Genomic DNA, 532 nt, shown 5'->3' with positions numbered 1-532 from the left:
GGGCAGGGGCGGGCCTCCGGGTGCTGGGACGCCTGGGGGTGAAGCCCCAGGGTGGCGTTCCAGGGCAGACAGGCCGCTATGCGCTGCACTCAGGCCGGCTGCACACGCTGCCTCATGGGCCCGTGACGCTCCTGACGACGGACGTGCTGTCCCTCGCCGCGAAGCTGGAGGTGGCGAAGCTGCTCGCGGGGCTGGCGCGCATCGACACGGAGCCGCTGGGCCGCCTGTCGACGCGCGAGTGGCTGGACACCCGCCTGGCCCGGGAGGACAGCCGGGCCCTCGTCGCGGCGCTGTTTCGGGTGGCCACGTACTGCGCGGACCATTCCGCGCTCAGCGCGCAGGCGGCGGTGGCGCAGCTCCAATACGCGATCGCCGCCAACGTGCTGTACGTGGACGGAGGGTGGAGCACCCTGGTGGACGCGGTGGCGCTCCAGGCGCGCGAGGCCGGAGCCCGGGTGGAGCTGTCCGCGCGGGTGGAGGCTGTCGTCCTGCAGGGGGAGGGCGCGGGCGCGCGGGTCGAAGGGGTGCGGCT

1 protein-coding gene is annotated in these 532 nt (G+C 74.8%); it reads left to right on the top strand.

What is annotated here, in order from left to right:
* Positions 1 to 532: FAD-dependent oxidoreductase (locus D7Y13_RS42165; protein WP_208734578.1), on the top strand; the 532-nt coding region annotated here is incomplete at both ends.

The sequence above is a fragment of the Corallococcus praedator genome, assembly GCF_003612125.1.
In the GTDB taxonomy this organism is placed as follows: Bacteria; Myxococcota; Myxococcia; order Myxococcales; family Myxococcaceae; genus Corallococcus; species Corallococcus praedator.
Note: the sequence above shows the minus strand (reverse complement) of the source record. Positions and strands in the feature narration are given on the sequence as shown.